The organism is Pseudomonas sp. NPDC089996 (assembly GCF_044748405.1).
Taxonomy (GTDB): Bacteria; Pseudomonadota; Gammaproteobacteria; order Pseudomonadales; family Pseudomonadaceae; genus Aquipseudomonas.
On the sequence record NZ_JBIVGA010000020.1, the window covers coordinates 31,061 to 54,709 of the forward strand.

Genomic DNA, 23,649 nt, shown 5'->3' on the forward strand with positions numbered 1-23,649 from the left:
ACCGGGCAGCGGAAACAGGCAACACAGGGCCAGCAAGCAAAAGATTCGCACAATGACAGCAAGTCAGATCAGGTGGTTGCGACGAGCGAAATCCGCCATGTCGATCAACGAGCTGACCCGCAGTTTTTCCATCAGCCGCCCTTTGTAGGTGCTGACGGTCTTGTTGCTCAACAACAGGATCTCACCCACGAGTTTGTTGCTCAGCCCCCGAGCCAGATGCTGCAATATCGCCAGCTCACGGTCGCTGAGGCGGGCCAGCAATTGGGCGTCGGTCTGGGCCATTTCCTGACGATTCACCGTACTGAGCAGCACGTCGGGAAAGTATGCGAAACCCGACCTGATCGCGCGCACCGCCTTGTTCAGCTCACCCAGATCATTGGTCTTGGACACGAAGCCCGAAGCCCCCGCGTTCATGCAGCGTAGCGAGTAGGCCTCGGGCAGGTGAGAAGTCAGCACCAGCGTCTTGGCCCCCTGCTCCAGGCGCTTGACCCGGGTGATGACCTCCATGCCGTCCAGGCCGGGCATGCTCAGATCGAGGACGATCAGGTCGGGTAGCTGTTCACGCACCAGGCGCATCGCCTGGATGCCATCGCCCGCCTGGCCGACCACGGTCACCCGTTCTTGACGCAGCAACTGGCACACCGTGGCGCGGATAAAAGGGTGGTCGTCGACAACCACTGCCTTATACATAAGCATCCTCACCTGACTGGCCGCAGACGAAAGCTCCGGCGTTGGTTATCCGTGCGAGCGCACGACTGTGAGTACTCACCCTTCCAGCACCATTTGCCGCTGATCCGCGCCTTCGTGCAGCTCGAACTGGTGCACTTTGGCGGCCTGACCGTCGAACTGGCGGGTACGCCCCGGCAGCAGATGGTGCTTGGTGGCCGTCTCGCACCCTTGGTCCTGAGCCTGGCACTGGCGGAAGTGGTCGAGCACCACCGTGGCATTGCCTTCATTGGTCACCGTCAACGCACCTGCCTGGCGGCGAATGGGGGTTTGGTAATGGGGGTTGTCGGGGCGCACGAACAGCAGCGTGCCGTAGCCGGCCAGCAGGTTGACGCCTGCCTTGAGTTGATCGCGGTACTCCTCGGCTTGCGCCTCGCTCACGGCGAAGCCGTCGCCCAGCTCGGGCAACACCGGTATGAAGCGCAGGCGGTAATAGCGCTCGCTGTCACGTTGGCCGCGATACAGCAGACGCACGGCCTGCATCCCGCGGGCGGGCACAATCAGCCGCGCCGGGCTCACCACCAGGCCGCGCTGCTCCAGCGCCAGGCCATCGAGGTCGACTTCGCGGGCGGAGCCGGCCTGGTCGTAGACCAGCTCGACCACGCTGACCTTGACGAACGCGGTGGCATCGCCGCCGTTGCGCACCCGTTTGAGCAACGTGCTCTTGCCGGCGTCGAGGTAATCGTAGAGGCCGCCCACGTTCAATTCCGGGGCAGCTTGCGCCAGTGTGGGCAACGCAAACACGGCCAAGCACAGTGACCTGCACAGGTTGATCATTACAGCCTCCTTACCAAGAGCAGTGGGCAAAATGCCTTAATTGCGATGGTCCACAAGTTATGAAGAGAAAAAAGTAGGAAATGTCGCTGTAGCAATTAGGAAATCTCCTAAAGACAGGTTGCGACTAAAGCTGCGCATCGAAAACCACTGTCGCCTCGCCCTCATAGCGGCTGCCGGGGTGGTCGAGCATCGTCCGCACGTCCTGCTTGCCGACCTCGAAATGCAGCTGCCCCGGCCGGTTGAACACAGGGGTGACGGAATCGAAGGCCAGGGCGCTGTCGCGCCCGGTCGGCAACAGCAGCCTCTGCACGGCCCCGCCTGCATGCTGTATGCCTCCTGGCAAGCTCAGGGCGATGTCGACCGGCACCTGGTGCCCTGCACGGTTGCGGATGCCGCAGCCATTGCCGGCGTAATAGCGGCACAGCTTGTAGACCTTGAACGGGCCGGTGGACCACAGGCGGAACGGCAGGTCGCGGAGCAAGCGCTCTGGAGCACCCCGGCCACCCAGCCAGGCCTGCCAGCCCCCAGGCGGTTCGAGCACGGCACGCTCGGACCCCGGCGGGAAGTCGAAAATGAACGCGTGTTGCACGTCGAGCACGAAATTCAGGGTGAGGCTGCTGCCGTTCAGGTTGCTGACTGCATTGCCGAAGTCGAAATCTGCGCCCGGGCCTATGGAATAGGTCACACTTCCCCTATAGATGCCTGGCTTCATGCGGTAGGGCGCAGGCATGTCCAGGGTGTAGGAAATGCCCATTTCGCTGACATCATTGTCAATCACTTCGCCATTCTTGCCGTCTTGGGGGTCTGAATAACAGGATGTCGGTGACGACGAATTCTTCAACTCCCACAAGTATCGGACCGGATAAGGGCGCCCAGTGTGCAGGTAGGATTGCCGGAATCTGCACCCTCCCTGGGGATAACGGGTCCAGACCGGATTCACTCCGTAATTGCTTGAGGCCACCACCGTCTGGCTGACGCCGGTCAGTTCGAAACGCAAGGTGTGATGCTCCCCGGTTTGATCGTGGAACACATCTACCTGGCGCACCCCGGGCATCTGCAGGTAATACCGATTGCGGTAGTCAGGGTCCCCGGTAACCGTGGTCTTGGTGTAAGTGATCGGAACCTTCATCGCCAGCGTGCCGGCGCACTCTGACGGCCAGCGCTGGCAGAACGATGCCAGCGGCGTAGTGTTTTCAAACCGCCCCGATGCCTGGGCGCGGTATTGCGCAGTGACTGTCGCCTCCAGTGCCACGGCCTGCTGCCCCCATAACAGCAAGCCCATGCAGATGCACGCAGCCGCAAGGCGCCACCCTCGTTTCGACACATGACTCAACTTTTTGCCCCTCCCAATGGCGCCTCGGCCTGGGCCAGATCGCCCGGTTTGCACGGCAGGTCACCGGCCAGCAGCACGTCGCCCTCCCGCTTCAGCGTCTTCATGTCCAGCTCCAGCAAGCACAACGACGTGCCCCCTTGGCGCACCTCCAGGGTGGGCGCGGACTCGCGCATTTCCACGGCGAACATCCCGCCGTTCTCGGAAACGCTGCGGCTGACGTGGTTGATCACTTGCGCGCCGCTCAGCGGCCGGCCCTGCGCATCCACCAGGCGCCCCAGCACGGTGACCGTGCGCACCACCTGCAACTTGCGGTACGCCACACCACCGCGGTTGAGGTGATAATCCAGGCTGGTGGGCTGGATCACCGCAGCCGCCTCGTTGTCGCCTTCCAGGTCGAACTGCACGTAGCCCGACTTGTAGGCCTGCACCGGCACCACGTTGCGCCCGGGCCGCAGGGTAGCGCCCAGGCCAGACGAGCCGTCCGCACGCAGCACCAGCCCCTCGACATCGCTTTCGACGTCGACGATCAGGCCGGCATCGTGGGGCAGGTATTGCCCGGTCATCGCCACCTTGCCTTCGCCCACCGCCACGATGCTCTGCAGGTTCAGGCCAGCACTGACTTCGCCGTTGTAGGACGAGGATTGCGCATAGGCATCGCCGTACAAGGCCTGCCCCTGAAACTGCGCATTGCCGCCTAAACCGACGCCGTAACGGTCCACCGAGGCGGTGGCGCCAAGGTTGCGCAGCGCGCCCATGTCGACATCACGCATGTAGGACAGCGAGGCATTCTGGTCGCGCCCGCCGTCGTGGGACGTTCGGCTGCCGACCGTCGCCGCGATGCGCTCACCCGGGCCGCCCAGGCTCATGCTCAGCGCCAGGTTGATGCCCCGGCTGCGTGCATCGCCGCTGCTGCGCGTGCCTGGCCGGTCGAACAGGCTCAGGCGCCAGTTGGCATCGGAGCCGAGAAACTTGCCGTAGTACGACCAACCCAGGTCGACGCCCAGGCCCTCGGCGGCACCGGTGCTGTGGGCCAGCCGCACGGTCGCGGAATTGCGGTTGCTCAGGCGGTGGGTGAACAGCACCGAAGTCTGGCTTTGCTCTGCATACCGCACGGCCTGGCTATGGGTTGGGCGGCTGACGCTCTCCAGCCACGAACGGCTGTGGCTGAACACCAGCGAGCCGAGGTCGTGATTGTGGATCAGCTGCAAGTCGTAGCCATCGCCCAGGCCTTCAGTACGGTACAGATTGCCGTAGAGCTTGAGGCGGTCGAACGGGTCCCAGTCCAGTGAGGTGCCATACTGCATCGCCTCGTTCACTTGCTGCACCGACAACCCCAGAATGGCCCGGGGATGCAACAGGTAGTTGGCCAGCACGCCGGCGTTCAGGCTGTTGCCGCTCGCGTCGTCCCAATTGCTCAGCAAATGCGCCTGCTGCCCGAGGTACAGGTTGTAAAGCCAACGGCTGTCCGCATTGCGCCAGCTGCTGGGCTTGTAGACGAACTCCTGGGTGCGGGCGGTTTCCTGGCCGTCTTCGAGCAGGCGTACCTCGACCTCGTAGATGCCACCGGGCAGCACCCGGGTGTCCAGCGCCTGCAAACCAGGCTGCACCGGCTGGCTGTTGATCAGCACGCCGTTGCGGTAGATCTCCACCACCCCCGGCCGGTTGGGGGTGACATGAATAGGGGTAGAGCTGGCCTGGCCATTGTCGATCAACAGGCTGTCGCTGCTACCGAACATCAGCCCCAAGGTGGTATCGGACTGCTGCCCGAGCAGCCGCGGCTGGCGGGTCAGCCCTTGCGCGCCGGGGGTGAAGTAGCCCAGGCGGAAGAACGTTTGATCATGCAGCCGTTCGGCATACAACTGGCTGACACGGTGCCGGGTTTGCTCGCCCGCCACGCTGCCACGGTCGACCTGGGCGTCGGCGAGTGTGGTCCAGTCGTTCCAGCTGCCCTGCCCTTGCAGCGCATACATCCCGCTGGTCTCACGGCTGTCGTTGACCAGGTTGAGCTGGTGGCGCATCAGCAAGCCGCCGCCGCTTTCGGGCAAGGTGTGGTAACGGGGCGCCTCGCTTACCTGCTCGGCGGCGTCGGTCAGTAACGACAGTTGCGAGTTCACCAGGCTGTAGTGGATCGCCTGCAAACCATCTGGGCAATCGCTCTGGCAGTTACCCAGCGAGCGGCCGCTGGCCAGGCGCTCCTGCCAGCGGCGGCGCAGGCTTTCGGGCTCGCGGCTTTCAGCGTGGTCGGTGAATTCAAGCAACTGCACGCGCTCGTCGCGGCTCAGTACGACCATGCCGTCGCCCAGGTAGCGCCCGTCCAGGTCAACCCGAACCGCCAACGGCACGTCAAAGAAGTGCGCTTCGAACTCGCGCGGCAAGCCTTGCGCCTGGCTGACCACACCCATGGCGGTGCCAGCCGGTTCGGCAGCTGCCGGCAGCATGGCCAGGCAAGCGGCGAGTGAGGCGAATTTTGTGATGAAGGAGGCCATGACCCTGCCCAAGGACGAATACCCACTCCAACCCCCGGCACGAACCGGGGGCGAAGGGGTTGAACGACGGATGAAAAAGAAGCGGAGGGATCAGGGCGCTGCGGTTTCGAACATCATGCTGACCAGGCCTTGGTAGTTACCTGGTTTGTAGCCGCCTGCCGGTACCTGCGGGGCGACTTCGAAGTCGACGACCGCGCCGGGTGCTGCCTGGGCGTCCGAGAGGATCTCGGTGGCATTGGTGGTCAGCACGGTATCGCCGATCTTGACGTCCAGGTCGATGGCGTCCAGGCCGCTGCTGACCACTGCAGGCGACAGCAGGTGCGCGGTGATCGGGCCGATGGTGCTCTTGGCCTGCAGCTGTTTGCGGACCGGGGTCAGGCTGCCCTGAAACGAGTTCCAGGCCATGTCCTGCGGGTCGTTCATCCAGTTGCCGCCCACAGGCTCGACGTAGAACGCGGCCGTTGGCACGGTGGCGGTGATCAGCACCTGTTTCTCGATAGGGTCTTCGGCCATGGCCGGGCCTGCGACCAGAGCGGCGAAGGGGAGTGCCAGAAGCAATGCTTTCACGAATGTATCTCCTTGAAACCTGTGGGTAGCGTTTTCGATTGATCGTCAATCGGCGAAAGCGATCGACAGGAGGGATTATTCGGGTTCGCTTGCAGGGGAAATACAGGACGCTTCCGAGCGCAATGTTGAATTTTCCGACGGCGGCAAAATGCCAGGACGGAAACGACAACGCCCCGGCTAGCGGGGCGTTGTCTCTTGGGGCAGTGATGCCCGTTTCAGTGGGACCGCTTAGTGGGACACCGCACCGCTGGCGCCCAGGCCAGTCTGCGAGCGAACGAACTGCGGGAAGAACTTGGCACGTTCGTCATCCGCGGCCTTGGACTTGTCGGTGATCGAGAAGAACCAGATGCTGACGAAGGCAATCGCCATCGAGAACAGCGCCGGGTACTCGTACGGGTAGATGGCTTTTTCATGGCCGAGGATCTGCACCCAGATGGTCGGGCCGAGGATCATCAGCGTCACCGCGCTCACCAGGCCCAGCCAGCCGCCGATCATGGCGCCGCGGGTGGTCAGCTTCTTCCAGTACATCGAGAGCAGCAGCACCGGGAAGTTGCAGCTGGCGGCGATGGAGAACGCCAGGCCGACCATGAAGGCGATGTTCTGCTTCTCGAACAGGATGCCGAGGCCGATCGCCAGCACGCCAAGGGCGACGGTGGTGATCTTCGACACGCGGATCTCATCCTTGTCGTTGGCCTTGCCCTTGCGCCATACGCTGGCGTACAGGTCGTGGGACACCGCCGAGGCACCGGCCAGGGTCAGGCCGGCAACCACCGCCAGGATGGTGGCGAAGGCTACTGCCGAGATGAAGCCCAGGAAGATACTGCCACCCACGGCATCGGCCAGGTGCACCGCCGCCATGTTGTTGCCACCCAGCAGGGCACCGGCGGCGTCTTTGAAGTCCGGGTTGGTGCTGACCAGCAGGATCGCGCCGAAGCCGATGATGAAGGTCAGGATGTAGAAGTAGCCGATGAAGCCGGTGGCGTACAGCACGCTCTTGCGCGCTTCCTTGGCATCGCTGACGGTGAAGAAGCGCATCAGGATGTGCGGCAGGCCAGCGGTACCGAACATCAGCGCCAGGCCCAGGGAGAATGCCGAGATCGGGTCCTTGACCAAGCCGCCGGGGCTCATGATCGCCTCGCCCTTGGCGTGCACCTTGACCGCTTCGGAGAACAGCGTGTTGAAGTCGAAGCCGACGTGCTTCATCACCATCAGCGCCATGAAGCTGGCACCGGACAGCAGCAGCACGGCCTTGATGATCTGTACCCAGGTGGTGGCCAGCATGCCGCCGAACAGCACGTACAGGCACATCAGGATGCCCACCAGGATCACCGCAACGTGGTAGTCGAGGCCGAACAGCAGTTCGATCAGCTTGCCCGCGCCAACCATCTGCGCGATCAGGTAGAACGCCACCACCACCAGCGAGCCGGAGGCCGACAGGGTGCGGATTTCCTTTTGACCGAGGCGGTACGAGGCGACGTCGGCAAAGGTGTACTTGCCCAGGTTGCGCAGGCGTTCGGCAATCAGGAAGAGGATGATCGGCCAGCCGACCAGAAAGCCGATCGAGTAGATCAGGCCATCGTAGCCGGAGGTGAATACCAGGGCGGAAATACCCAGGAACGAGGCGGCCGACATGTAGTCACCGGCAATCGCCAGGCCGTTCTGAAAGCCTGTGATCTTGCCACCGGCGGCGTAGTAGTCCGCTGCCGACTTGTTGCGTTTGGAGGCCCAGTAGGTGATGCCCAGGGTGAAGGCGACGAAAGCCACGAACATGGCGATCGCGGCAACGTTCAGCGGTTGTTTCTGCACCTCGCCGGTCAGGGCATCGGCGGCCCACACGGCGGGTGCGAAGGCTCCGCAGGCCAGTATGGCCAGGGCTTTGGCGTGGCGAATCATTGTTGCGCCTCCTTGAGGATGGCCTTGTTCAGCTCATCGAACTCGCCGTTGGCGCGGCGCACGTAGATGGCGGTCAGGACGAATGCCGATACGATCAGGCCGACGCCCAGGGGAATACCCCAGGTAATCGACGAGTCAGGGCTGAGCTTGGCGCCCAGAATCTGAGGACCGTAGGCGATCAGGAGGATGAAGGCGCAGTAGAGGCCGAGCATGATCGCCGAGAGAACCCAGGCGAAACGTTCACGTTTGCTGACCAGCTCCTTGAAGCGCGGGCTGTTTTGTATCGAGAGGTAAATGCTGTCGTTCATTGTTTTTGTCCTAGCAGCACAAGTAGGGGATGGAACCCACACCCTTACTTTATGCAGCTGTTGGACGGCAACCAGACGACCTTAGTCTTAGATGCAACGGTGTTTTACCGATTGCGTAACAAACCTTGAGGGCCATTCGCGGGCTCGCCCGCTCCCACAGGGATCTTCACAGCTTCAGGCATGTGCAAGTCCCTGTGGGAGCGGGCGAGCCCGCGAAGAATCAAAACTGGCCCTGAGAGGTCATTACTTGCCAGTCCACTCCTTCACCCGGTCCGGGTGCTTGGCCACCCAATCCTTGGCCGCCGCTTCAGGCTTGGCGCCGTTCTGGATGGCCAGCATCACTTCGCCGATCTCGTCCTTGGACTGCCACTGGAACTTCTTGAGGAACTCGGCAACTTCAGGGGCCTTCTCGGCCAGTTTCTTGCTACCAATGTTGTTGACCGTTTCCGCCGCGCCATACACACCTTTAGGATCGTCCAGGAACTTCAGCTTCCACTTGGCGAACATCCAGTGCGGTACCCACCCCGTGACGGCGATCGATTGCTTGGCGTCGACGGCCTTGCCCAGTTCGGTGGTCATGGCGGCACCAGAACTGGCCACCAGTTTGTAACCCTTCAGGTCGTAATCCTTGATCGCCTGATCGGTCTTGATCATCACCCCGGAGCCGGCGTCGATACCGACGATGCGCTGCTTGAAGCTATCGTCGGTCTTGAGGTCGGCAATGCTGGTGGCCTTGACGTACTCAGGGACGATGAGCCCGATCTTGGCATCCTTGAAGTTGGGGCCGTAGTCGACGACCTTGTCCTTGTTCTTGGCCCAATACTCGCCGTGCGTCACCGGCAGCCAGGCCGAGAGCGTGGCATCGAGCTTGCCGGTGGCCACGCCCTGCCACATGATCCCTGCGGCTACAGTCTGCAGCTTCACGTCGTAGCCAAGTTTCTGCTTGATCACTTCTGCGGCCACGTTGGTGGTGGCCACACTGTCGGCCCAACCATCCACGTAACCAATACTGACTTCCTTGGCCATTGCCTGTGCTGCGCTCATTCCCAGTACCAGGGCGGTGGCCACCCCCAGGAAACGTCGCATTTTTTTCAAAGTTGCCATCAAAGCATCCCCTCGTCAGGTCTTGGAGATTGCATCATCTTCCTGCAACGGAGGTCGACCTGCTCCCACTGCGACCTGTACCCGCCCCATATGCGACAGCACTGTGCCATTAGCGGCATCGGCCTGTGCCAACCTGCGCGATCCTTGCATGCCAAAGGTTTGGCGCCGGGCTACTATCTAACGTTTTGCGCCTGACGATGGACCGCCCGATGCCTGATGCTTCCCGCCTGCTGCCGTTGTATCTGCTCGCCTGCCTGCTCGCCCTGCTCGGCCTGGGCGCGCTCTGGTACGGGCTGGGCAAGCCCGTCCTGCTGCCCGACGCGGCCAGCCCCACGCATAAACTGCAGTGCGCGTCGTACACCCCATTCGACAAGGACCAGTCGCCCTTCGACCAGCCCTTTCGCCTGCGCCCGGCGCGCATGGATGCCGACCTGGCGTTGCTGGCCGAGCGATTCCAGTGCATTCGCACCTACTCGATGACCGGTCTTGAGGCAATTCCGGCGCTGGCGCGCAAGCATGGGCTGAAGGTGATGCTCGGGGCGTGGGTCAACGCCAACCCGGTCGATACCGACAAGGAGGTGGAGGCGCTGATCGCCGCCGCCAATGCCAACCCGGACGTGGTCAGCGCCGTGATCGTCGGCAACGAGGCGCTGCTGCGCAAGGAAGTCACCGGCGAGCGCCTGGCCGCGCTGATCAACACGGTGAAAAGCCAGGTCAAGGTGCCGGTGACCTATGCCGATGTCTGGGAGTTCTGGTTACAGCACCCGCAGGTGGCTCCCGCAGTGGACTTTCTGACCATCCACCTGCTGCCCTACTGGGAAGACGACCCGCGCGGCATCGACGATGCCCTGGCCCATGTCGCCGACGTACGCCGGGTATTCGGCACACGCTTTGCGCCCAAGGACATCTTCATCGGCGAAACCGGCTGGCCCAGCGAAGGCCGCCAGCGCGAGACCGCTGTACCCAGCCGGGCCAACGAGGCGCGCTTCATACGAGGTTTCGTCAGCATGGCCGAGGCCAATGGCTGGCACTACAACTTGATCGAAGCGTTCGACCAGCCGTGGAAGCGTGCCAGTGAAGGTGCGGTGGGCGGTTACTGGGGCCTGTACGATGCCGACCGGCAGGACAAGGGCGTGCTCGAAGGGCCGGTCAGCAACCTGCATTACTGGCCGCAGTGGTTGCTGGCAAGCGTGCTGTTGACGGCTGTCACGTTGCTGATGGCCGGGCGCCCCGCTACACCCCTGGCGGCCGTGCTGCTGCCGCTGCTGGCGGCATTTGCCGCAGGCTGCCTGGGCTTGTGGGGCGAGCTGATGCGCACCCATGCGCGGTTTGCCGGGGAATGGGTGTGGGCCGTGGCGCTGGCAGGGTTGAACCTGCTGGTGCTGACCCATGCTGCCCTGGCCCTTGTGCGCCGCACAGGCTGGCGTGGACGGCTGTTCGCCTGGCTGCAGGCGCGGGCGGGATGGCTGTTGCTGGCTGCGGGGTTTGCCGCGGCGGTGAGCATGCTGGCGATGGTGTTCGACCCGCGCTATCGCAGCTTCCCCAGCGTGGCGCTGGCCTTGCCGGCGCTGGTGTATCTGCTGAGGCCGGTGGCGGCGCGGCGGGCCGAGGTGGCGTTGCTGGCCTTTATCATTGGCGCCGGGGTGTTGCCGCAGCTGTACAGGGAAGGGCTTGAGAACCAGCAGGCCTGGGGCTGGGCGGTGGTCAGTGTGTTGATGACTGCGGCCCTCTGGCGGAGCTTGCGAATTGCCGGAAGAAACTGAATCCTTGTAGGAGCGGCCTTGTGTCGCGAAAGGGCTGCGCAGCGGCCCCAGGATTTCAGCATCCCGCCGAGATCGATGGGGCCGCTGCGCGGCCCTTTCGCGACACAAGGCCGCTCCTACAGCGACCGTGTCGCTTTTTGCCGAACCAGGCGCAACCCCGCCAACACAACGACGAACACCGCGATGCTGGCGGTATACAGCACCAGGGCAGGAATGCCGAACACCAGCGCCAGCACCGCCAGCCACCACCCGGCGCGCCCGGCAACCAGCTGGGCGAGCAACGCCAACCCCAACCCGGCCCATGCCATCACCTGAAAATGTATACCCAACCCCAGCAGCGCGCGCACCTGGCACTGCCAGTAGTCGCCTGGCATCGTACACAGCCCGACCCACTGCCCATCTTCCATCAGCCCATAGCGCACGCCGTAACTGGCGGCAAGCCAGAGCGTCAGAAACATCAGCAACAGAGCGGCCGGTAACGATCGAGACATCCCGTTCTCCAATAGCGGTAATCGAATTCATCCATGATCACCCAAGCCCTGTTGTAAGGCAAAATCCCGATCCTGCAGCTATGTTGCAGATAACAAGCACACCAAAGGCCACCACACTTGGCAACTTTGCCAAGGCAACCGTGGTCCTAGCCTGCGTACTGCACGACCTTGAACCTTCTGGGGGAACACATGCTTCGATCCTGGCGCCTTGCCGCCCTTGTTGGCGGCCTGCTCATGGCTGCGGCCGCTTCAGCGCGTGATATCGACGCCGCGAGCTATGGCTACCCCTTGACCAACCCGTTCGAGGCGACCATCGCCACCACACCGCCGGACCAGCGCCCGACCCTGCCCAGCGACGATGAAATCGACCAGTCCGACTACACCCTCAACCTGCGCCCGGAGCGCGAATTCACCCTGCCCGACAACTTCTGGGCGGTGAAGAAGCTGAAGTACCGCATGGCGCGCCAGGACCACGAGGCGCCACTGATCTTCCTCATTGCCGGCACCGCTGCGCCCTACTCCAGCAGCATCAACGAATACCTCAAGAAGCTGTTCTATCAGGCCGGGTTCCACGTGGTTCAGCTGTCGTCGCCGACCAGCTACGACTTCATGAGCGCCGCCTCGCGCTTCGCCACCCCCGGGGTCAGCCAGGAAGACGCCGAAGACATGTACCGGGTGATGCAGGCCGTGCGCGCTCAACACCCGCGCCTGCCGGTCAGCGACTACTACCTCACGGGCTATAGCCTGGGCGCGCTGGACGCGGCATTCGTCAGCCACCTCGACGAAACACGTCGCAGCTTCAACTTCAAGCGCGTGCTGCTGCTCAATCCGCCAGTCAACCTGTACACCTCGATCAGCAACCTCGACAAGCTGGTCCAGACCCAGGTCAAGGGCATCGACCGCAGCACGACGTTCTACGAACTGATGCTGGGCAAGCTCACCCGCTACTTCCAGGACAAGGGTTACATCGACCTCAATGACGCCTTGCTGTACGACTTCCAGCAGTCGCGCCAGCACCTGTCCAACGAACAGATGGCCATGCTCATCGGCACCTCGTTCCGTTTCTCGGCGGCCGACATCGCCTTCACCTCCGACCTGATCAACCGCCGTGGCCTGATCATTCCGCCGAAATTCCCGATCACCGAGGGCAGCAGCCTGACACCGTTCTTCAAGCGTGCCCTGCAGTGTGACTTCGAATGCTACATGACCGAGCAGGTGATCCCGATGTGGCGCGCCCGCACCGATGGCAACAGCGTCCTGCAGCTGGTCAACCAGGTCAGCCTGTATGCCCTGGAAGACTACTTGCGCAACAGCGACAAGATCGCCGTGATGCACAACGCCGACGACGTCATCCTCGGCCCCGGCGATATCGGCTTCCTGCGCAAGGTATTCGGTGATCGCCTGACCCTGTACCCCCATGGCGGCCATTGCGGCAACCTCAACTACCGCGTCAACAGCGACGCCATGCTGGAGTTCTTCCGTGGTTAACAAATTCCTCTTCGCCACCGCCCTGCTGCTGGCCGGCAATGCCCTGGCCGCAGAAACCGCGCCACGGGCCAGTGTGATCGAGGCCGACCCGCAAGTGAGCGGCGCGGCGCCCTTGGCACCGGAGGCCGACGGCTTCATCGATCCGCTGCGCGAGCTGAAATTCAACCCGGGGCTCGACCAGCGCGAATTCGAACGCTCGACCCTGGAAGCGTTGAACATATACGACCCGCTGGAATCGCTGAACCGGCGCATCTACCACTTCAACTACCGCCTGGACCAATGGGTGCTGCTGCCGCTGGTCAACGGCTACCAGTACGTCACGCCCAGCTTCGTGCGCACCGGGGTGAGCAACTTCTTCAACAACCTGGGCGACGTGCCGAACCTGTTCAACAGCGTGCTGCAGCTCAAGGCCAAGCGCTCGGCGGAGATCACTGCTCGGCTGATGTTCAACACCATCATCGGCGTGGGCGGTTTGTGGGACCCGGCAACCAGCATGGGCCTGCCGCGCCAGAACGAGGACTTTGGCCAGACCCTGGGCTTCTATGGCGTGCCGGATGGCCCGTACCTGATGCTGCCGGTGCTCGGCCCGTCGAACCTGCGCGACACCACCGGGCTGGCGGTGGACTATGCCGGCGAGCAGGCGATCAACTACCTGAACGTGGCCGATGCCAGCGAAGACCACCCGGAGATCTTCGCCTTGCGCGTGGTGGACAAGCGCTACACCACCAAATTCCGCTATGGGCAGCTCAATTCGCCGTTCGAGTACGAGAAGGTGCGGTATGTGTATACCCAGTCGCGCAAGCTGCAGATAGCCGAGTAAGCAGGCCCGGCCTCTTCGCGGGTAAACCCGCTCCCACAGGGTGAACTCAGGCCTGAGACCTGCACAGTACCTGTGGGAGCGGCTTTAGCCGCGAAGAGGCCTGTGCAGGCAACATCAAATCCCCAGGAACTGGCACAGCTCGCGCTTCTTGGCCAGGGCATCGCGTCGCCCCAGTTCGATCAGCTCGCTGCAATAGCTGGCCTCGAACAGCAGATAACTCAACACCCCCGCCCCGCTGGTCCGGGTCGCCCCGGGCCCGCGCAGGAACAACCGCAACGCCGCCGGCAACTCGCGCCGGTGCCGCGCGGCAATCTCGTCCAGCGGTTGGCTGGGCGCTACCACCAGGACTTCGATCGGCGCCAACCCCAGGCGCCGTGCATCGAGGTGCGCTGGCAGTAGCCGGCTGAGGTGGTTGAGCCGCTGCAGCAGCTCGATATCGTCTTCGAGGCTGTCGATGAAGGTGCTGTTGAGCATGTGCCCGCCGATCTGCGCCAGGCTCGGCTGCTGGCCGCTGAACACGCGCTGGGTCGGCAGCGGTGCCGCCGGGCGCTGCGGGTTGCCGCTGACCCCCACCACCAGCACGCGGCTGGCGCCCAGGTGCAGGGCCGGGCTGATCGGTGCCGACTGGCGTACGGCACCGTCGCCGTAGTACTCGTCACCCAGGCGCACCGGGGCGAACAGCAGCGGGATCGCGGCGCTGGCCAGCAGGTGGTCGAGGGTCAACGGCGTAGGCACACCGATGCGGCGGTGGCGCAGCCAGGCGTCGATGGTGCCGCGGCCCTGGTAGAAGGTCACCGCCTGGCCGCTTTCGTAGCCGAAGGCGGTCACGGCGACGGCCTGCAGTTGCCCGGCGGCAAGCGAGTGGCCGATGCCGTCCAGGTCCAGATGTGACTGCAGCAAGCCGCGCAAGGGGCTGCTGTCGAGCAAGGCCACCGGCACCTGGCCGCCCAGGCCCAGCAGGCTGTGGCCGACAAAGCGGCTGGCCTGGCGCATCACGCCGGGCCAATCGCTGCGGATTACCAGGTGGCTGCGAAAGTGCTGCCAGAACGTGGTCAGTCGCTGCACGGTTTCGTTGAAGCGGCTGGCGCCACTGGCCAGGGTCACGGCATTGATGGCGCCCGCCGAAGTGCCGACGATGACCGGGAACGGGTTGTGCACGCCGGGCGGCAACAGCTCGGCTATACCGGCGAGCACGCCCACCTGATAGGCGGCACGGGCGCCGCCGCCAGAAAGGATCAGACCGGTTACCGGGGGTGGCGCCATGGGTTCCTTCCTGGATCAGCTGTTTTCAGGCCCGCGAAGAGGCCGGTACAGGCAACACAAAAATCAGCGTTTTTTCTTGTCATACAGCCGCGGCGCGCCTTCTGGCCGCGACTTGAAGCGCCGGTGCGCCCACAGGTACTGCTCCGGGCACTCGCGCAACACACCCTCGACCCACTGGTTGATACGCAGGCAATCGGCTTCTTCGCTTTCACCCGGGAAGTCTGCCAGCGGCGGGTGGATCACCAGACGATAGCCGCTGCCGTCCTCCAGGCGCTTCTGGGTGAACGGAATCACCTGCGCCTTGCCCAGGCGGGCGAACTTGGTGGTGGCAGTGACCGTGGCCGCTGGAATGCCGAACAACGGCACGAAGATGCTCTGCTTGGCGCCGTAGTCCTGGTCCGGTGCGTACCAGATCGCCCGGCCCGAGCGCAGCAGCTTGAGCATGCCCCGCACGTCATCCCGCTCCACGGCCAGCGAATCGAGGTTGTGCCGCTCGCGGCCACTGCGCTGAATGAAGTCGAACAGCGGGTTGCCGTGCTCGCGGTACATGCCGTCGATGGTATGGGCCTGGCCGAGCAGCGCGGCGCCGATCTCCAGGGTGGTGAAGTGCACTGCCATCAGGATGGCGCCCTGCCCGGCCTGCTGCGCAGCCTGCAGGTGCTCGAGACCTTCGATGTGGGCCAGGCGCGCCAGGCGGGCCTTTGGCCACCACCAGCTCATGGCCATTTCGAAGAAGGCGATGCCGGTGGACGCGAAGTTGGCCTTGAGCAGACGCCGCCGTTCGTCGTCCGACAGCTCGGGGAAGCACAGTTCAAGGTTGCGCGCGGCAATGCGCCGGCGCTCGCCGGCCACACGGTACATCAGCGCGCCCAGGGCGCTGCCGAGCCACAGCAGGGCACGGTACGGCAACTGCACCACCAGCCACAGCAGGCCCAGGCCAAGCCACAGGCCCCAGAATCGCGGGTGGAGGAAGTAGGGTCGAAAACGCGGGCGTTCCATTGAAGCTTCCGGCAAGACAAAGGCCGAGCATTCTACAACGGATCGGCACCGGTTGCGGCCAACCGGTCTTATCGCTATAAGTCAGGGCACTTTTTTCGCAACAAGCCGTCTATGCAGACCATGAGCCCAAACCACACACCCGACACCGCCTCCGTGTTCCAGCTCAAGGGCAGCATGCTCGCCATCACCGTGCTGGAACTGGGGCGCAACGACCTGGAAGCCCTCGACCGCCAGTTGGCGGCGAAAGTGGCCCAGGCCCCGAATTTCTTCAGTAACACGCCGCTGGTGCTGGCGCTGGACAAGCTGCCGGCCGACGAAGGGGCGATCGACCTGCCCGGGCTGATGCGTATCTGCCGCCATCATGGCCTACGTACTCTGGCCATCCGCGCCAACCGCATCGAGGACATCGCTGCGGCGATCGCCATCGACTTGCCGGTGCTGCCGCCGTCCGGCGCCCGCGAGCGGCCGCTGGAACCCGAACCCGAGGTGAAAAAGGTCGAACCCGTCCCTGAACCGACCCCAGCCCCGGCGTCCGAGCCTGAGGTGCGACCGACCCGGATCATCACCTCCCCCGTGCGTGGCGGCCAGCAGATCTACGCCCAGGGTGGTGACCTGATCGTCACCGCTTCGGTCAGCCCGGGTGCGGAACTTCTCGCCGACGGCAACATCCATGTGTACGGCGCCATGCGCGGCCGCGCCCTGGCCGGTATCAAAGGCAATACCAAGGCACGTATCTTCTGCCAGCAGATGACCGCCGAAATGGTCTCCATCGCCGGCCAGTACAAGGTGTGCGAAGACCTGCGCCGCGACCCGTTGTGGGGCGCCGGCGTGCAAGTCAGCCTGTCCGGTGACGTGTTGAACATCACCCGTCTTTAACGGATACTTGCCGTCATTTTTAGAGCAACTTTTTTACCTGTTGCCGTTTTTTTGCATTTTGCTGGGACACGTGTCCCGACTTATTTAGGGGTGAAACACCTTGGCCAAGATTCTCGTCGTTACATCCGGCAAAGGGGGTGTGGGCAAGACCACCACCAGCGCCGCCATCGGCACCGGCCTCGCACTGCGCGGCCACAAGACTGTCATCGTCGACTTCGACGTGGGCCTGCGTAACCTCGACCTGATCATGGGCTGCGAGCGCCGCGTGGTGTACGACTTCGTCAACGTGGTCAACGGTGAAGCCAACCTGCAGCAGGCCCTGATCAAGGACAAGCGCCTCGAGAACCTGTATGTACTGGCCGCCAGCCAGACGCGGGACAAGGACGCGCTGACCCTGGAAGGCGTGGAAAACGTGCTGATGGAACTGAAAAAAGAGTTCGAATACGTTATCTGCGACTCCCCGGCCGGTATCGAGAAAGGCGCGCACCTGGCGATGTACTTCGCCGACGAAGCCATCGTCGTGACCAACCCTGAAGTTTCCTCGGTACGTGACTCGGACCGCATGCTGGGCATCTTGTCGAGCAAATCGCGCCGTTCCGAAAACAACGAAGAGCCGATCAAGGAGCACCTGCTCATCACTCGCTACAACCCTGAGCGCGTGGTGAACGGCGAAATGCTGAGCATCGATGACGTCACCGACATCCTCGCGATCAAACTCAAGGGCGTGATTCCAGAATCACAGGCAGTGCTCAAGGCGTCCAACCAGGGCATCCCGGTTATCCTCGATGACCAAAGCGATGCCGGCCAGGCGTACAGCGACACTGTCGACCGCCTCCTGGGCAAAGAGAAACCCCTGCGTTTCGTCGAAGTGCCTAAGGTGGGCTTCTTCGCGCGCCTGTTCGGAGGCAAATAAACCATGAACCTTTTTGACTTCTTTCGTGGCAGGCAGAAACAGACCAGCGCGTCGGTAGCGAAAGAGCGTCTACAGATCATCGTGGCGCACGAGCGGGGCCAGCGCAGCGAGCCGGACTACCTGCCGGCGCTGCAGAAAGAACTGCTGGAAGTGATCCGCAAGTATGTGAACATCGGCAACGATGATGTGCATATCGAGCTGGAAAACCAGGGCAGCTGCTCGATCCTCGAGCTGAACATCACGCTGCCGGATCGCTGATCCGGCTTGAAGCTGGGGCTGCTTTGCAGCCCTTTCGCGACACAAGGCCGCTCCTACAGGGGATACGCTATTCCTGTAGGAGCGGCCTTGTGTCGCGAAAGGGCCGCAAAGCGGCCCCAATGGTTTTCCCCGATTTATCCGAGACCAAGCAATGCCGCTGTCGAACATCCAGATCCTCCACGAAGACGCCGCCATCCTGGTGATCAACAAGCCGACCCTGCTGCTGTCGGTACCCGGCCGCGCCGAGGACAACAAGGACTGCCTGATCACCCGCCTGCAGGACAACGGCTACCCGGATGCACTGATCGTGCACCGCCTGGACTGGGAAACCTCCGGCATCATCCTGCTGGCCCGCGATGCCGACAGCCACCGCGAGCTGTCGCGCCAGTTCCACGACCGCGAAACCGAAAAGGCCTACACGGCGCTGTGCTGGGGCCAGCCGGCGCTGGACAGCGGCAGCATCGACCTGCCACTGCGCTACGACCCGCCCACCAAGCCGCGGCACGTGGTGGACCATGAGCAAGGCAAGCATGCCCTGACCTTCTGGCGTATCGTCGAGCGTTGCGGCGACCATTGCCGCGTCGAGCTGACACCGATCACCGGCCGCTCGCACCAGCTGCGGGTGCACATGTTGTCGATCGGCCACCCGCTGCTGGGCGATCGCCTGTATGCCAACCCTGAAGCGCTGGCGGCCCATGACCGGCTGTGCCTGCATGCCTCGATGCTGAGCTTCACCCACCCTGTCAGCGGTGAGCGCTTGAAGTTCGAGTGCCCTGCCCCCTTCTGAAGGTAACTGCGCTAAACTCGCGCCACTGCTGTCTGGAGTGAGTTATGCGCGAAGCACTGAATACCGGCCTGATCGAATTCCTCAAGGCCTCCCCGACGCCCTTCCATGCCACCGCCAGCCTGGCCCAGCGCCTGGAAGCGGCCGGCTATCAGCGCCTGGACGAGCGTGACAGCTGGGCCACGGTGCCTGGCGGGCGCTACTACGTTACCCGCAACGACTCCTCGATCATCGCCATCAGGCTGGGCAAGCAGCCGCCGCTGCACAACGGCATCCGCATGGTCGGCGCGCACACCGACAGCCCGTGCCTGCGGGTCAAGCCGCAGCCCGAGCTGCAGCGCCAGGGCTTCCTGCAATTGGGCGTGGAAGTGTACGGCGGTGCGCTGCTGGCACCGTGGTTCGACCGCGACCTGTCGCTGGCCGGGCGGGTCACCTTCCGCCGCGATGGCAAAGTCGAAAGCCAGCTGATCGACTTCAAGCTGCCGATCGCAATCATCCCCAACCTGGCGATCCACCTGAACCGTACCGCCAACGAAGGCTGGCAGATCAACCCGCAGAACGAATTGCCGCCGGTGCTGGCCCAGGTGGCCGGTGACGAGCGTATCGACTTCCGCGCCGTGCTCACCGAACAACTGGCCCGCGAACACGATCTCAACGCCGACGTGGTACTGGATTACGAACTGAGCTTCTACGACACCCAGGACGCCGCGCTGATCGGCCTCAATGGTGACTTCATCGCCGGCGCCCGCCTGGACAACCTGCTGTCGTGCTATGCCGGCCTGCAGGCGCTGCTGGCCGCCGACAGCGACGAGACCTGCGTGCTGGTGTGCAACGACCACGAAGAAGTCGGTAGCTGCTCGGCCTGCGGTGCCGACGGCCCCATGCTCGAACAGACCTTGCAGCGCCTGCTGCCGGACGGCGACGCCTACGTGCGCACCATCCAGCGCTCGCTGATGGTCTCGGCCGACAACGCCCACGGCGTGCACCCCAACTACGCCGACAAGCACGATGGCAACCACGGGCCCAAGCTCAATGCCGGCCCGGTGATCAAGGTCAACAACAACCAGCGTTATGCCACCAACAGCGAGACGGCCGGGTTCTTCCGCCACCTGTGCATGGCCGAGGAAGTGCCGGTGCAGAGCTTTGTGGTACGCAGCGACATGGGATGTGGTTCGACCATCGGCCCGATCGCCGCCAGCCATCTGGGGGTGCGTACGGTGGATATCGGCTTGCCGACCTTTGCCATGCATTCGATTCGCGAGCTGTGTGGCAGCCATGATTTGGCGCACTTGGTGAAGGTGTTGTCGGCGTTCTACCGTAGCCGCGAATTGCCCTGAGACTGATGTACACGGGTCCGGCCTTTTCGCGGGCACGCCCGCTCCCACAGGATCTGTGTCTACGAGATCGATGTGGGAGCGGGCGTGCCCGCGAAGAGGCCGGCCCTGCAAAGAGATGCCCAGGATCAATCCTCCCTTCTGCCCAACCCGCTATGCTTGTTGTATGGCCCCCCAAGCAGAAGGACCGCTGCCATGTCTCCCTTCCTCTCGCTGTTCATTCCGGTGTTCGGCTTCCTGGTGCTGCTGACCATCGGCTTCAGCCTGCGCGAGCGCAACATTGGTGTGCTGATGATGTGGCTCGGCACGCTGGGCATCTTTGGCCTCACCTGCTGGACGATCCTGGAGAAACTGCCGACATAAACCTCTACACTCGGTCAATCGTTTGACCTGAGGTAGATTTTCCGGTGCCAGCCTTTCTGCGTTGCCTAGCCCTGCTGCTGTTCCTCTTCATGTCCCCGGTACAGGCGGCGGGCCTGCCCGGCCTGCTGGGCTCCAGCGCCCCCGCTCAGCCCGAAGCCACCGAGCCCCTGGGCAAATCGCTGGACGAGGTGATCAAGAACCTCGAAAACGACCAGCAACGCGCCAAGCTGCTGGCCGACCTGAAGAAACTGCGGGACGCCACCAAGCAATCGCAACCCACCGTCGAACAGGGTGTACTGGGCCTGATCGGTGGCGCCCTGCACGACTTCGAAAAGCAGTTCAGCGGTGACTCCAGCCCGTTCTACCGCTGGTCGCAGGAAATCGAACAGGCCCAAACCGAACTGACCGAACTGATCGTGCCCGTGCATCAGTGGCCGGCCATCCTGTTCGGCTTCGCCGCGGTGATCGCGGTGTGGAGCCTGCTGGCCTATGCCTTCAACTGGGTCGGCCACCGCGTGCGGGTGCGTTTCGGCCTGACCGAGGAGCTGCCGCAACACCCGCGCACCTGGGACCTGGTGCGCTTTGCCCTGCGCAAGCTGGGGCCGTGGCTGGTGGCCCTGATCTTCACCGTGTACCTGAGCTTCGCCCTGCCCCCTTCGCTGGGGAAATCGCTGGCCATGGTTCTGGCCTACGCACTGGTGGTCGGCACCTGCTTCTCGGCCATCTGTGTGATCGCCTTCTCGCTGCTCGACGGCCCACACCGCCACCGCGCCCTGCACATCCTGCGTCACCAGGCCTTCCGTCCGCTGTGGCTGATCGGCAGCTTCGCCGCCTTTGGCGAGGCCATGAGCGACCCGCGCATGCTGGTCGCCCTGGGGACCCACCTGGCCCATGCCCTGGCGACCCTGGCCAACGTCATCGCGGCGCTGTCGTCCGGCCTGTTCATCCTGCGCTTTCGCCGGCCGATCGCCCACCTGATCCGCAACCAGCCGTTGGCCCGGCGCCTGACCCGGCGGACCCTGAGCGACACCATCGAGATCCTTGGCAGCTTCTGGTTCGTGCCGGCACTGATCCTGGTGGCCGTATCGCTGTTCGCCACGTTCATTTCCGCCGGCGACACCAGCACCGCCCTGCGCCAGTCGCTGATGTGCACCGTGCTGGTGGTGGTGTGCATGGTGCTCAACGGCCTGGTGCGCCGCCACGCGGCCAACCCCAAACGCGTCAGCAAGCGCCAGGCGGTGTATGCCGAGCGCCTGCGCAACTTTGGCTACCTGCTGGTGCACCTGTTCATCTGGCTGATATTCATCGAACTGGGGCTGCGCGTGTGGGGCCTGTCGATGATCAACTTCGCCGAGGGCGACGGCCACGATGTGAGCATGCGCCTGCTGGGCCTGGCCGGTACGCTGATCGTCGCGTGGCTGGTGTGGATCCTCGCCGACACCGCGGTGCACCATGCCCTGGTGCGTTCGCGCCGGGGGCTGGCCAACGCCCGCGCGCAGACCATGATGCCGCTGATTCGCAACGTGATGTTCGTGGTGATATTCATCATCGCGGTGATCGTCGCCCTGGCCAACATGGGCATGAACGTCACGCCGCTGTTGGCCGGTGCCGGTGTGATCGGCCTGGCCATCGGTTTTGGCGCGCAGTCCCTGGTGGCCGATTTGATCACCGGGCTGTTCATCATCATCGAAGACTCGCTGGCGATCGACGATTACGTCGATGTCGGCGGCCACCTGGGCACGGTGGAGGGCCTGACCATCCGTACCGTGCGCCTGCGCGACATCGACGGCATCGTGCATACCATCCCGTTCAGCGAGATCAAGAGCATCAAGAACTACTCCCGCGAGTTCGGTTACGCGATCTTCCGCGTGGCCATCCCGCACAGCATGAACATCGACCAGGCGATCACGCTGATTCGCGAAGTAGGGCAGAAGCTGCGCAACGACCCGCTGATGCGCCGCAACATCTGGTCGCCGCTGGAGTTGCAGGGGGTGGAAAGCTTCGAGTCGGGCTCGGCGATCCTGCGGGCGCGGTTCAAGACAGCGCCGATCAAGCAGTGGGAAGTGTCACGGGCGTTCAACCTGGCGTTGAAGCGTCAGCTGGATGAGGCCGGGCTGGACCTGGCGACACCGCGGCTGTCGGTACAGGTGGTGACTGCGGGGGGTGGCCAGATGGCAGAATCCGGGTCCTCCAGTTAGGGCCTCTTCGCGGGTGAACCCGCGAAGAATCCAGCACCTCAGCCCGCCTGGGCACGGATGCGAATGGCATCGTGTCGCCAATACTCAAGATCGCAGTCGATCAGATGTCCATGCTGGTCGCTGTTGACCCGGGTGATCTGCAAACCCGGGCTACCCACCGATACCTTCAACGCCCCCGCCGCGTCCACCGGCAAGGCGGTCGGCAGGATCTCGAAGCACACCTGCCCATACTGGATGCCATACACCCGCCCATAGATCTCGGTCAGCGACTGCGCCAGGTCTTGCTCGAGAATGCCGGGGAAGTACCTGGGGTTCAGGTAGTGCTCGGCATACAACACAGCCCGCCCATCGATGCGCCGCAACCGGCTGATCCGCACCACGCTGGACAGCGCCGGCAGCTGCAAGCGCGCGCAGATCGCCGCCGAAGCCGGTTGCTGGCGCGCCGAAAGCAGCTCGGTGGTGGCCACCCGCCCCTGGTCCCGCACCATCGCATGGAAGTGGCTACGCTCGATCAGGTCGTAGGTCAGGCGCTGCGGTGCGACGAACCAGCCGCGCCGCTCTTCGCGGTAGATCAAGCCTTGGGCTTCCAGTTGCACCAGCGCTTCGCGCAGGGTGATGCGGGTAGTGTCGAACACTTCGCTGAGCTTGCGTTCCGCGGGCAATTTGCCGCCTGGCGCCAGCAAGCCGTGCTCGATCTGCTCCTGCAGGGCATGGCAGATGGCTGTTACCGCGCGCGGTGGCGTCGACTGCATCGAAAGGTTACCTATCTGGACTAGTCCAGCCCCATGACGGGGCCGTTGGAGGATAGTGCAAGCCTAGGCAGGGCTGATGAACATCCTGTGACAAAGGCCTTGGCCAGACGCTGCCAGAAACGCGCCAGGCCAGCAGAGCCGGGGCAACTTCGT

The 23,649-nt window shown here is 63.6% G+C and carries 22 protein-coding genes; 10 read left to right on the plus strand and 12 right to left on the minus strand.

Features of this window, described 5'->3' with window-relative positions:
• Positions 1–63 precede the first annotated feature (63 nt).
• From ACIPW4_RS24805 to ACIPW4_RS24840, 8 genes are all read right to left on the minus strand, one after another.
• On the minus strand, positions 64–690 hold the full coding sequence (locus ACIPW4_RS24805; protein ID WP_400662641.1) for a response regulator: 627 nt from the start codon (positions 688–690) through the stop codon (positions 64–66).
• Positions 691–765: 75 nt separating this feature from the next.
• A complete protein-coding gene (locus tag ACIPW4_RS24810; protein ID WP_400662644.1) occupies positions 766–1,503 on the minus strand; it encodes a molecular chaperone in 738 nt (245 codons plus the stop codon).
• Between the two features lie 124 nt (positions 1,504–1,627).
• Positions 1,628–2,785: a hypothetical protein gene (locus ACIPW4_RS24815; RefSeq protein ID WP_400662647.1), complete on the minus strand. Its 1,158-nt coding sequence runs from the start codon at positions 2,783–2,785 to the stop codon at positions 1,628–1,630.
• Between the two features lie 47 nt (positions 2,786–2,832).
• On the minus strand, positions 2,833–5,322 hold the full coding sequence (locus tag ACIPW4_RS24820) for a TcfC E-set like domain-containing protein (protein ID WP_400662650.1): 2,490 nt from the start codon (positions 5,320–5,322) through the stop codon (positions 2,833–2,835).
• Positions 5,323–5,412: 90 nt separating this feature from the next.
• Positions 5,413–5,889, minus strand: a complete 477-nt coding sequence (locus tag ACIPW4_RS24825) for a CS1 type fimbrial major subunit (protein ID WP_400662652.1) — start codon at positions 5,887–5,889, stop codon at positions 5,413–5,415.
• A 228-nt stretch (positions 5,890–6,117) separates the two neighbouring features.
• On the minus strand, positions 6,118–7,782 hold the full coding sequence (locus ACIPW4_RS24830; RefSeq protein WP_400662655.1) for a cation acetate symporter: 1,665 nt from the start codon (positions 7,780–7,782) through the stop codon (positions 6,118–6,120).
• A complete protein-coding gene (locus tag ACIPW4_RS24835) occupies positions 7,779–8,090 on the minus strand; it encodes a DUF485 domain-containing protein (RefSeq protein WP_400662658.1) in 312 nt (103 codons plus the stop codon). The genes ACIPW4_RS24830 and ACIPW4_RS24835 overlap by 4 nt, the downstream gene beginning before the upstream one ends.
• Before the next feature lie 243 nt (positions 8,091–8,333).
• Positions 8,334–9,194 (minus strand): glycine betaine ABC transporter substrate-binding protein, encoded by an 861-nt coding sequence (locus ACIPW4_RS24840; RefSeq protein WP_400662661.1) that lies wholly within the window; start codon positions 9,192–9,194, stop codon positions 8,334–8,336.
• Between the two features lie 197 nt (positions 9,195–9,391).
• Here ACIPW4_RS24840 and ACIPW4_RS24845 point away from each other — a divergent pair, with 197 nt between their 5' ends.
• The gene (locus tag ACIPW4_RS24845) at positions 9,392–10,957 is read left to right on the plus strand and encodes a beta (1-6) glucans synthase (protein ID WP_400662663.1); all 1,566 of its coding nucleotides are present in this window, start codon (positions 9,392–9,394) and stop codon (positions 10,955–10,957) included.
• Between the two features lie 116 nt (positions 10,958–11,073).
• On the opposite strand, the gene ACIPW4_RS24850 is transcribed toward ACIPW4_RS24845, so the two are convergent.
• Positions 11,074–11,448 carry a hypothetical protein gene (locus ACIPW4_RS24850; RefSeq protein WP_400662666.1) on the minus strand — a complete coding sequence of 125 codons (375 nt, stop codon included), beginning with the start codon at positions 11,446–11,448 and terminating at the stop codon, positions 11,074–11,076.
• Positions 11,449–11,637: 189 nt separating this feature from the next.
• Here ACIPW4_RS24850 and ACIPW4_RS24855 point away from each other — a divergent pair, with 189 nt between their 5' ends.
• Together ACIPW4_RS24855 and ACIPW4_RS24860 are read left to right on the plus strand one after the other, a co-directional pair.
• Positions 11,638–12,936 (plus strand): serine/threonine protein kinase, encoded by a 1,299-nt coding sequence (locus ACIPW4_RS24855; protein WP_400662668.1) that lies wholly within the window; start codon positions 11,638–11,640, stop codon positions 12,934–12,936.
• Entirely contained in the window at positions 12,929–13,756 is an 828-nt protein-coding gene (locus tag ACIPW4_RS24860; protein WP_400662671.1) for a VacJ family lipoprotein, read from the plus strand. Before ACIPW4_RS24855 ends, ACIPW4_RS24860 begins: the two co-directional genes overlap by 8 nt.
• Before the next feature lie 114 nt (positions 13,757–13,870).
• Here the strand turns inward: ACIPW4_RS24860 and ACIPW4_RS24865 are convergent, their stop codons facing one another.
• The gene (locus tag ACIPW4_RS24865) at positions 13,871–15,019 is read right to left on the minus strand and encodes a patatin-like phospholipase family protein (protein ID WP_400662674.1); all 1,149 of its coding nucleotides are present in this window, start codon (positions 15,017–15,019) and stop codon (positions 13,871–13,873) included.
• Positions 15,020–15,082: 63 nt separating this feature from the next.
• Complete coding sequence (locus ACIPW4_RS24870) at positions 15,083–16,018, minus strand: lipid A biosynthesis lauroyl acyltransferase (RefSeq protein ID WP_400662677.1); 936 nt, start codon at positions 16,016–16,018, stop codon at positions 15,083–15,085.
• 111 nt (positions 16,019–16,129) lie between these two features.
• Between ACIPW4_RS24870 and minC the strand changes: the two genes are divergently transcribed.
• The 7 genes from minC to ACIPW4_RS24905 all read left to right on the plus strand — a co-directional run bounded on the left by minC (position 16,130) and on the right by ACIPW4_RS24905 (position 22,744).
• A complete protein-coding gene (minC, locus tag ACIPW4_RS24875) occupies positions 16,130–16,894 on the plus strand; it encodes a septum site-determining protein MinC (protein WP_400662680.1) in 765 nt (254 codons plus the stop codon).
• 100 nt (positions 16,895–16,994) lie between these two features.
• The gene (gene minD, locus ACIPW4_RS24880; RefSeq protein ID WP_400662683.1) at positions 16,995–17,807 is read left to right on the plus strand and encodes a septum site-determining protein MinD; all 813 of its coding nucleotides are present in this window, start codon (positions 16,995–16,997) and stop codon (positions 17,805–17,807) included.
• 3 nt (positions 17,808–17,810) lie between these two features.
• Positions 17,811–18,065 carry a cell division topological specificity factor MinE gene (minE, locus tag ACIPW4_RS24885; RefSeq protein ID WP_003252572.1) on the plus strand — a complete coding sequence of 85 codons (255 nt, stop codon included), beginning with the start codon at positions 17,811–17,813 and terminating at the stop codon, positions 18,063–18,065.
• A 151-nt stretch (positions 18,066–18,216) separates the two neighbouring features.
• On the plus strand, positions 18,217–18,852 hold the full coding sequence (locus tag ACIPW4_RS24890) for an RluA family pseudouridine synthase (protein ID WP_400662686.1): 636 nt from the start codon (positions 18,217–18,219) through the stop codon (positions 18,850–18,852).
• Between the two features lie 44 nt (positions 18,853–18,896).
• A complete protein-coding gene (locus tag ACIPW4_RS24895; protein WP_400662689.1) occupies positions 18,897–20,186 on the plus strand; it encodes a M18 family aminopeptidase in 1,290 nt (429 codons plus the stop codon).
• A 192-nt stretch (positions 20,187–20,378) separates the two neighbouring features.
• Positions 20,379–20,546 (plus strand): hypothetical protein, encoded by a 168-nt coding sequence (locus tag ACIPW4_RS24900; RefSeq protein ID WP_400662692.1) that lies wholly within the window; start codon positions 20,379–20,381, stop codon positions 20,544–20,546.
• A 44-nt stretch (positions 20,547–20,590) separates the two neighbouring features.
• A complete protein-coding gene (locus tag ACIPW4_RS24905; RefSeq protein ID WP_400662695.1) occupies positions 20,591–22,744 on the plus strand; it encodes a mechanosensitive ion channel family protein in 2,154 nt (717 codons plus the stop codon).
• Between the two features lie 38 nt (positions 22,745–22,782).
• Here the strand turns inward: ACIPW4_RS24905 and ACIPW4_RS24910 are convergent, their stop codons facing one another.
• Complete coding sequence (locus tag ACIPW4_RS24910; protein ID WP_400662697.1) at positions 22,783–23,496, minus strand: UTRA domain-containing protein; 714 nt, start codon at positions 23,494–23,496, stop codon at positions 22,783–22,785.
• Positions 23,497–23,649: the final 153 nt, after the last annotated feature.

What these genes read in the sequence shown, in the direction of transcription:
- minE (WP_003252572.1), top strand. Translation starts at nt 17,811, where the DNA reads ATGAACCTTTTTGACTTCTTTCGTGGCAGGCAGAAACAGACCAGCGCG.
- ACIPW4_RS24870 (WP_400662677.1), bottom strand. Translation starts at nt 16,018, where the DNA reads ATGGAACGCCCGCGTTTTCGACCCTACTTCCTCCACCCGCGATTCTGG.
- ACIPW4_RS24830 (WP_400662655.1), bottom strand. Translation starts at nt 7,782, where the DNA reads ATGATTCGCCACGCCAAAGCCCTGGCCATACTGGCCTGCGGAGCCTTC.
- ACIPW4_RS24865 (WP_400662674.1), bottom strand. Translation starts at nt 15,019, where the DNA reads ATGGCGCCACCCCCGGTAACCGGTCTGATCCTTTCTGGCGGCGGCGCC.
- ACIPW4_RS24850 (WP_400662666.1), bottom strand. Translation starts at nt 11,448, where the DNA reads ATGTCTCGATCGTTACCGGCCGCTCTGTTGCTGATGTTTCTGACGCTC.
- ACIPW4_RS24805 (WP_400662641.1), bottom strand. Translation starts at nt 690, where the DNA reads ATGTATAAGGCAGTGGTTGTCGACGACCACCCTTTTATCCGCGCCACG.
- ACIPW4_RS24845 (WP_400662663.1), top strand. Translation starts at nt 9,392, where the DNA reads ATGGACCGCCCGATGCCTGATGCTTCCCGCCTGCTGCCGTTGTATCTG.
- ACIPW4_RS24820 (WP_400662650.1), bottom strand. Translation starts at nt 5,322, where the DNA reads ATGGCCTCCTTCATCACAAAATTCGCCTCACTCGCCGCTTGCCTGGCC.
- ACIPW4_RS24815 (WP_400662647.1), bottom strand. Translation starts at nt 2,785, where the DNA reads ATGGGCTTGCTGTTATGGGGGCAGCAGGCCGTGGCACTGGAGGCGACA.
- ACIPW4_RS24890 (WP_400662686.1), top strand. Translation starts at nt 18,217, where the DNA reads ATGCCGCTGTCGAACATCCAGATCCTCCACGAAGACGCCGCCATCCTG.
- ACIPW4_RS24835 (WP_400662658.1), bottom strand. Translation starts at nt 8,090, where the DNA reads ATGAACGACAGCATTTACCTCTCGATACAAAACAGCCCGCGCTTCAAG.
- ACIPW4_RS24910 (WP_400662697.1), bottom strand. Translation starts at nt 23,496, where the DNA reads ATGCAGTCGACGCCACCGCGCGCGGTAACAGCCATCTGCCATGCCCTG.
- ACIPW4_RS24895 (WP_400662689.1), top strand. Translation starts at nt 18,897, where the DNA reads ATGCGCGAAGCACTGAATACCGGCCTGATCGAATTCCTCAAGGCCTCC.
- minC (WP_400662680.1), top strand. Translation starts at nt 16,130, where the DNA reads ATGCAGACCATGAGCCCAAACCACACACCCGACACCGCCTCCGTGTTC.
- ACIPW4_RS24840 (WP_400662661.1), bottom strand. Translation starts at nt 9,194, where the DNA reads ATGGCAACTTTGAAAAAAATGCGACGTTTCCTGGGGGTGGCCACCGCC.
- ACIPW4_RS24900 (WP_400662692.1), top strand. Translation starts at nt 20,379, where the DNA reads ATGTCTCCCTTCCTCTCGCTGTTCATTCCGGTGTTCGGCTTCCTGGTG.
- ACIPW4_RS24810 (WP_400662644.1), bottom strand. Translation starts at nt 1,503, where the DNA reads ATGATCAACCTGTGCAGGTCACTGTGCTTGGCCGTGTTTGCGTTGCCC.
- ACIPW4_RS24855 (WP_400662668.1), top strand. Translation starts at nt 11,638, where the DNA reads ATGCTTCGATCCTGGCGCCTTGCCGCCCTTGTTGGCGGCCTGCTCATG.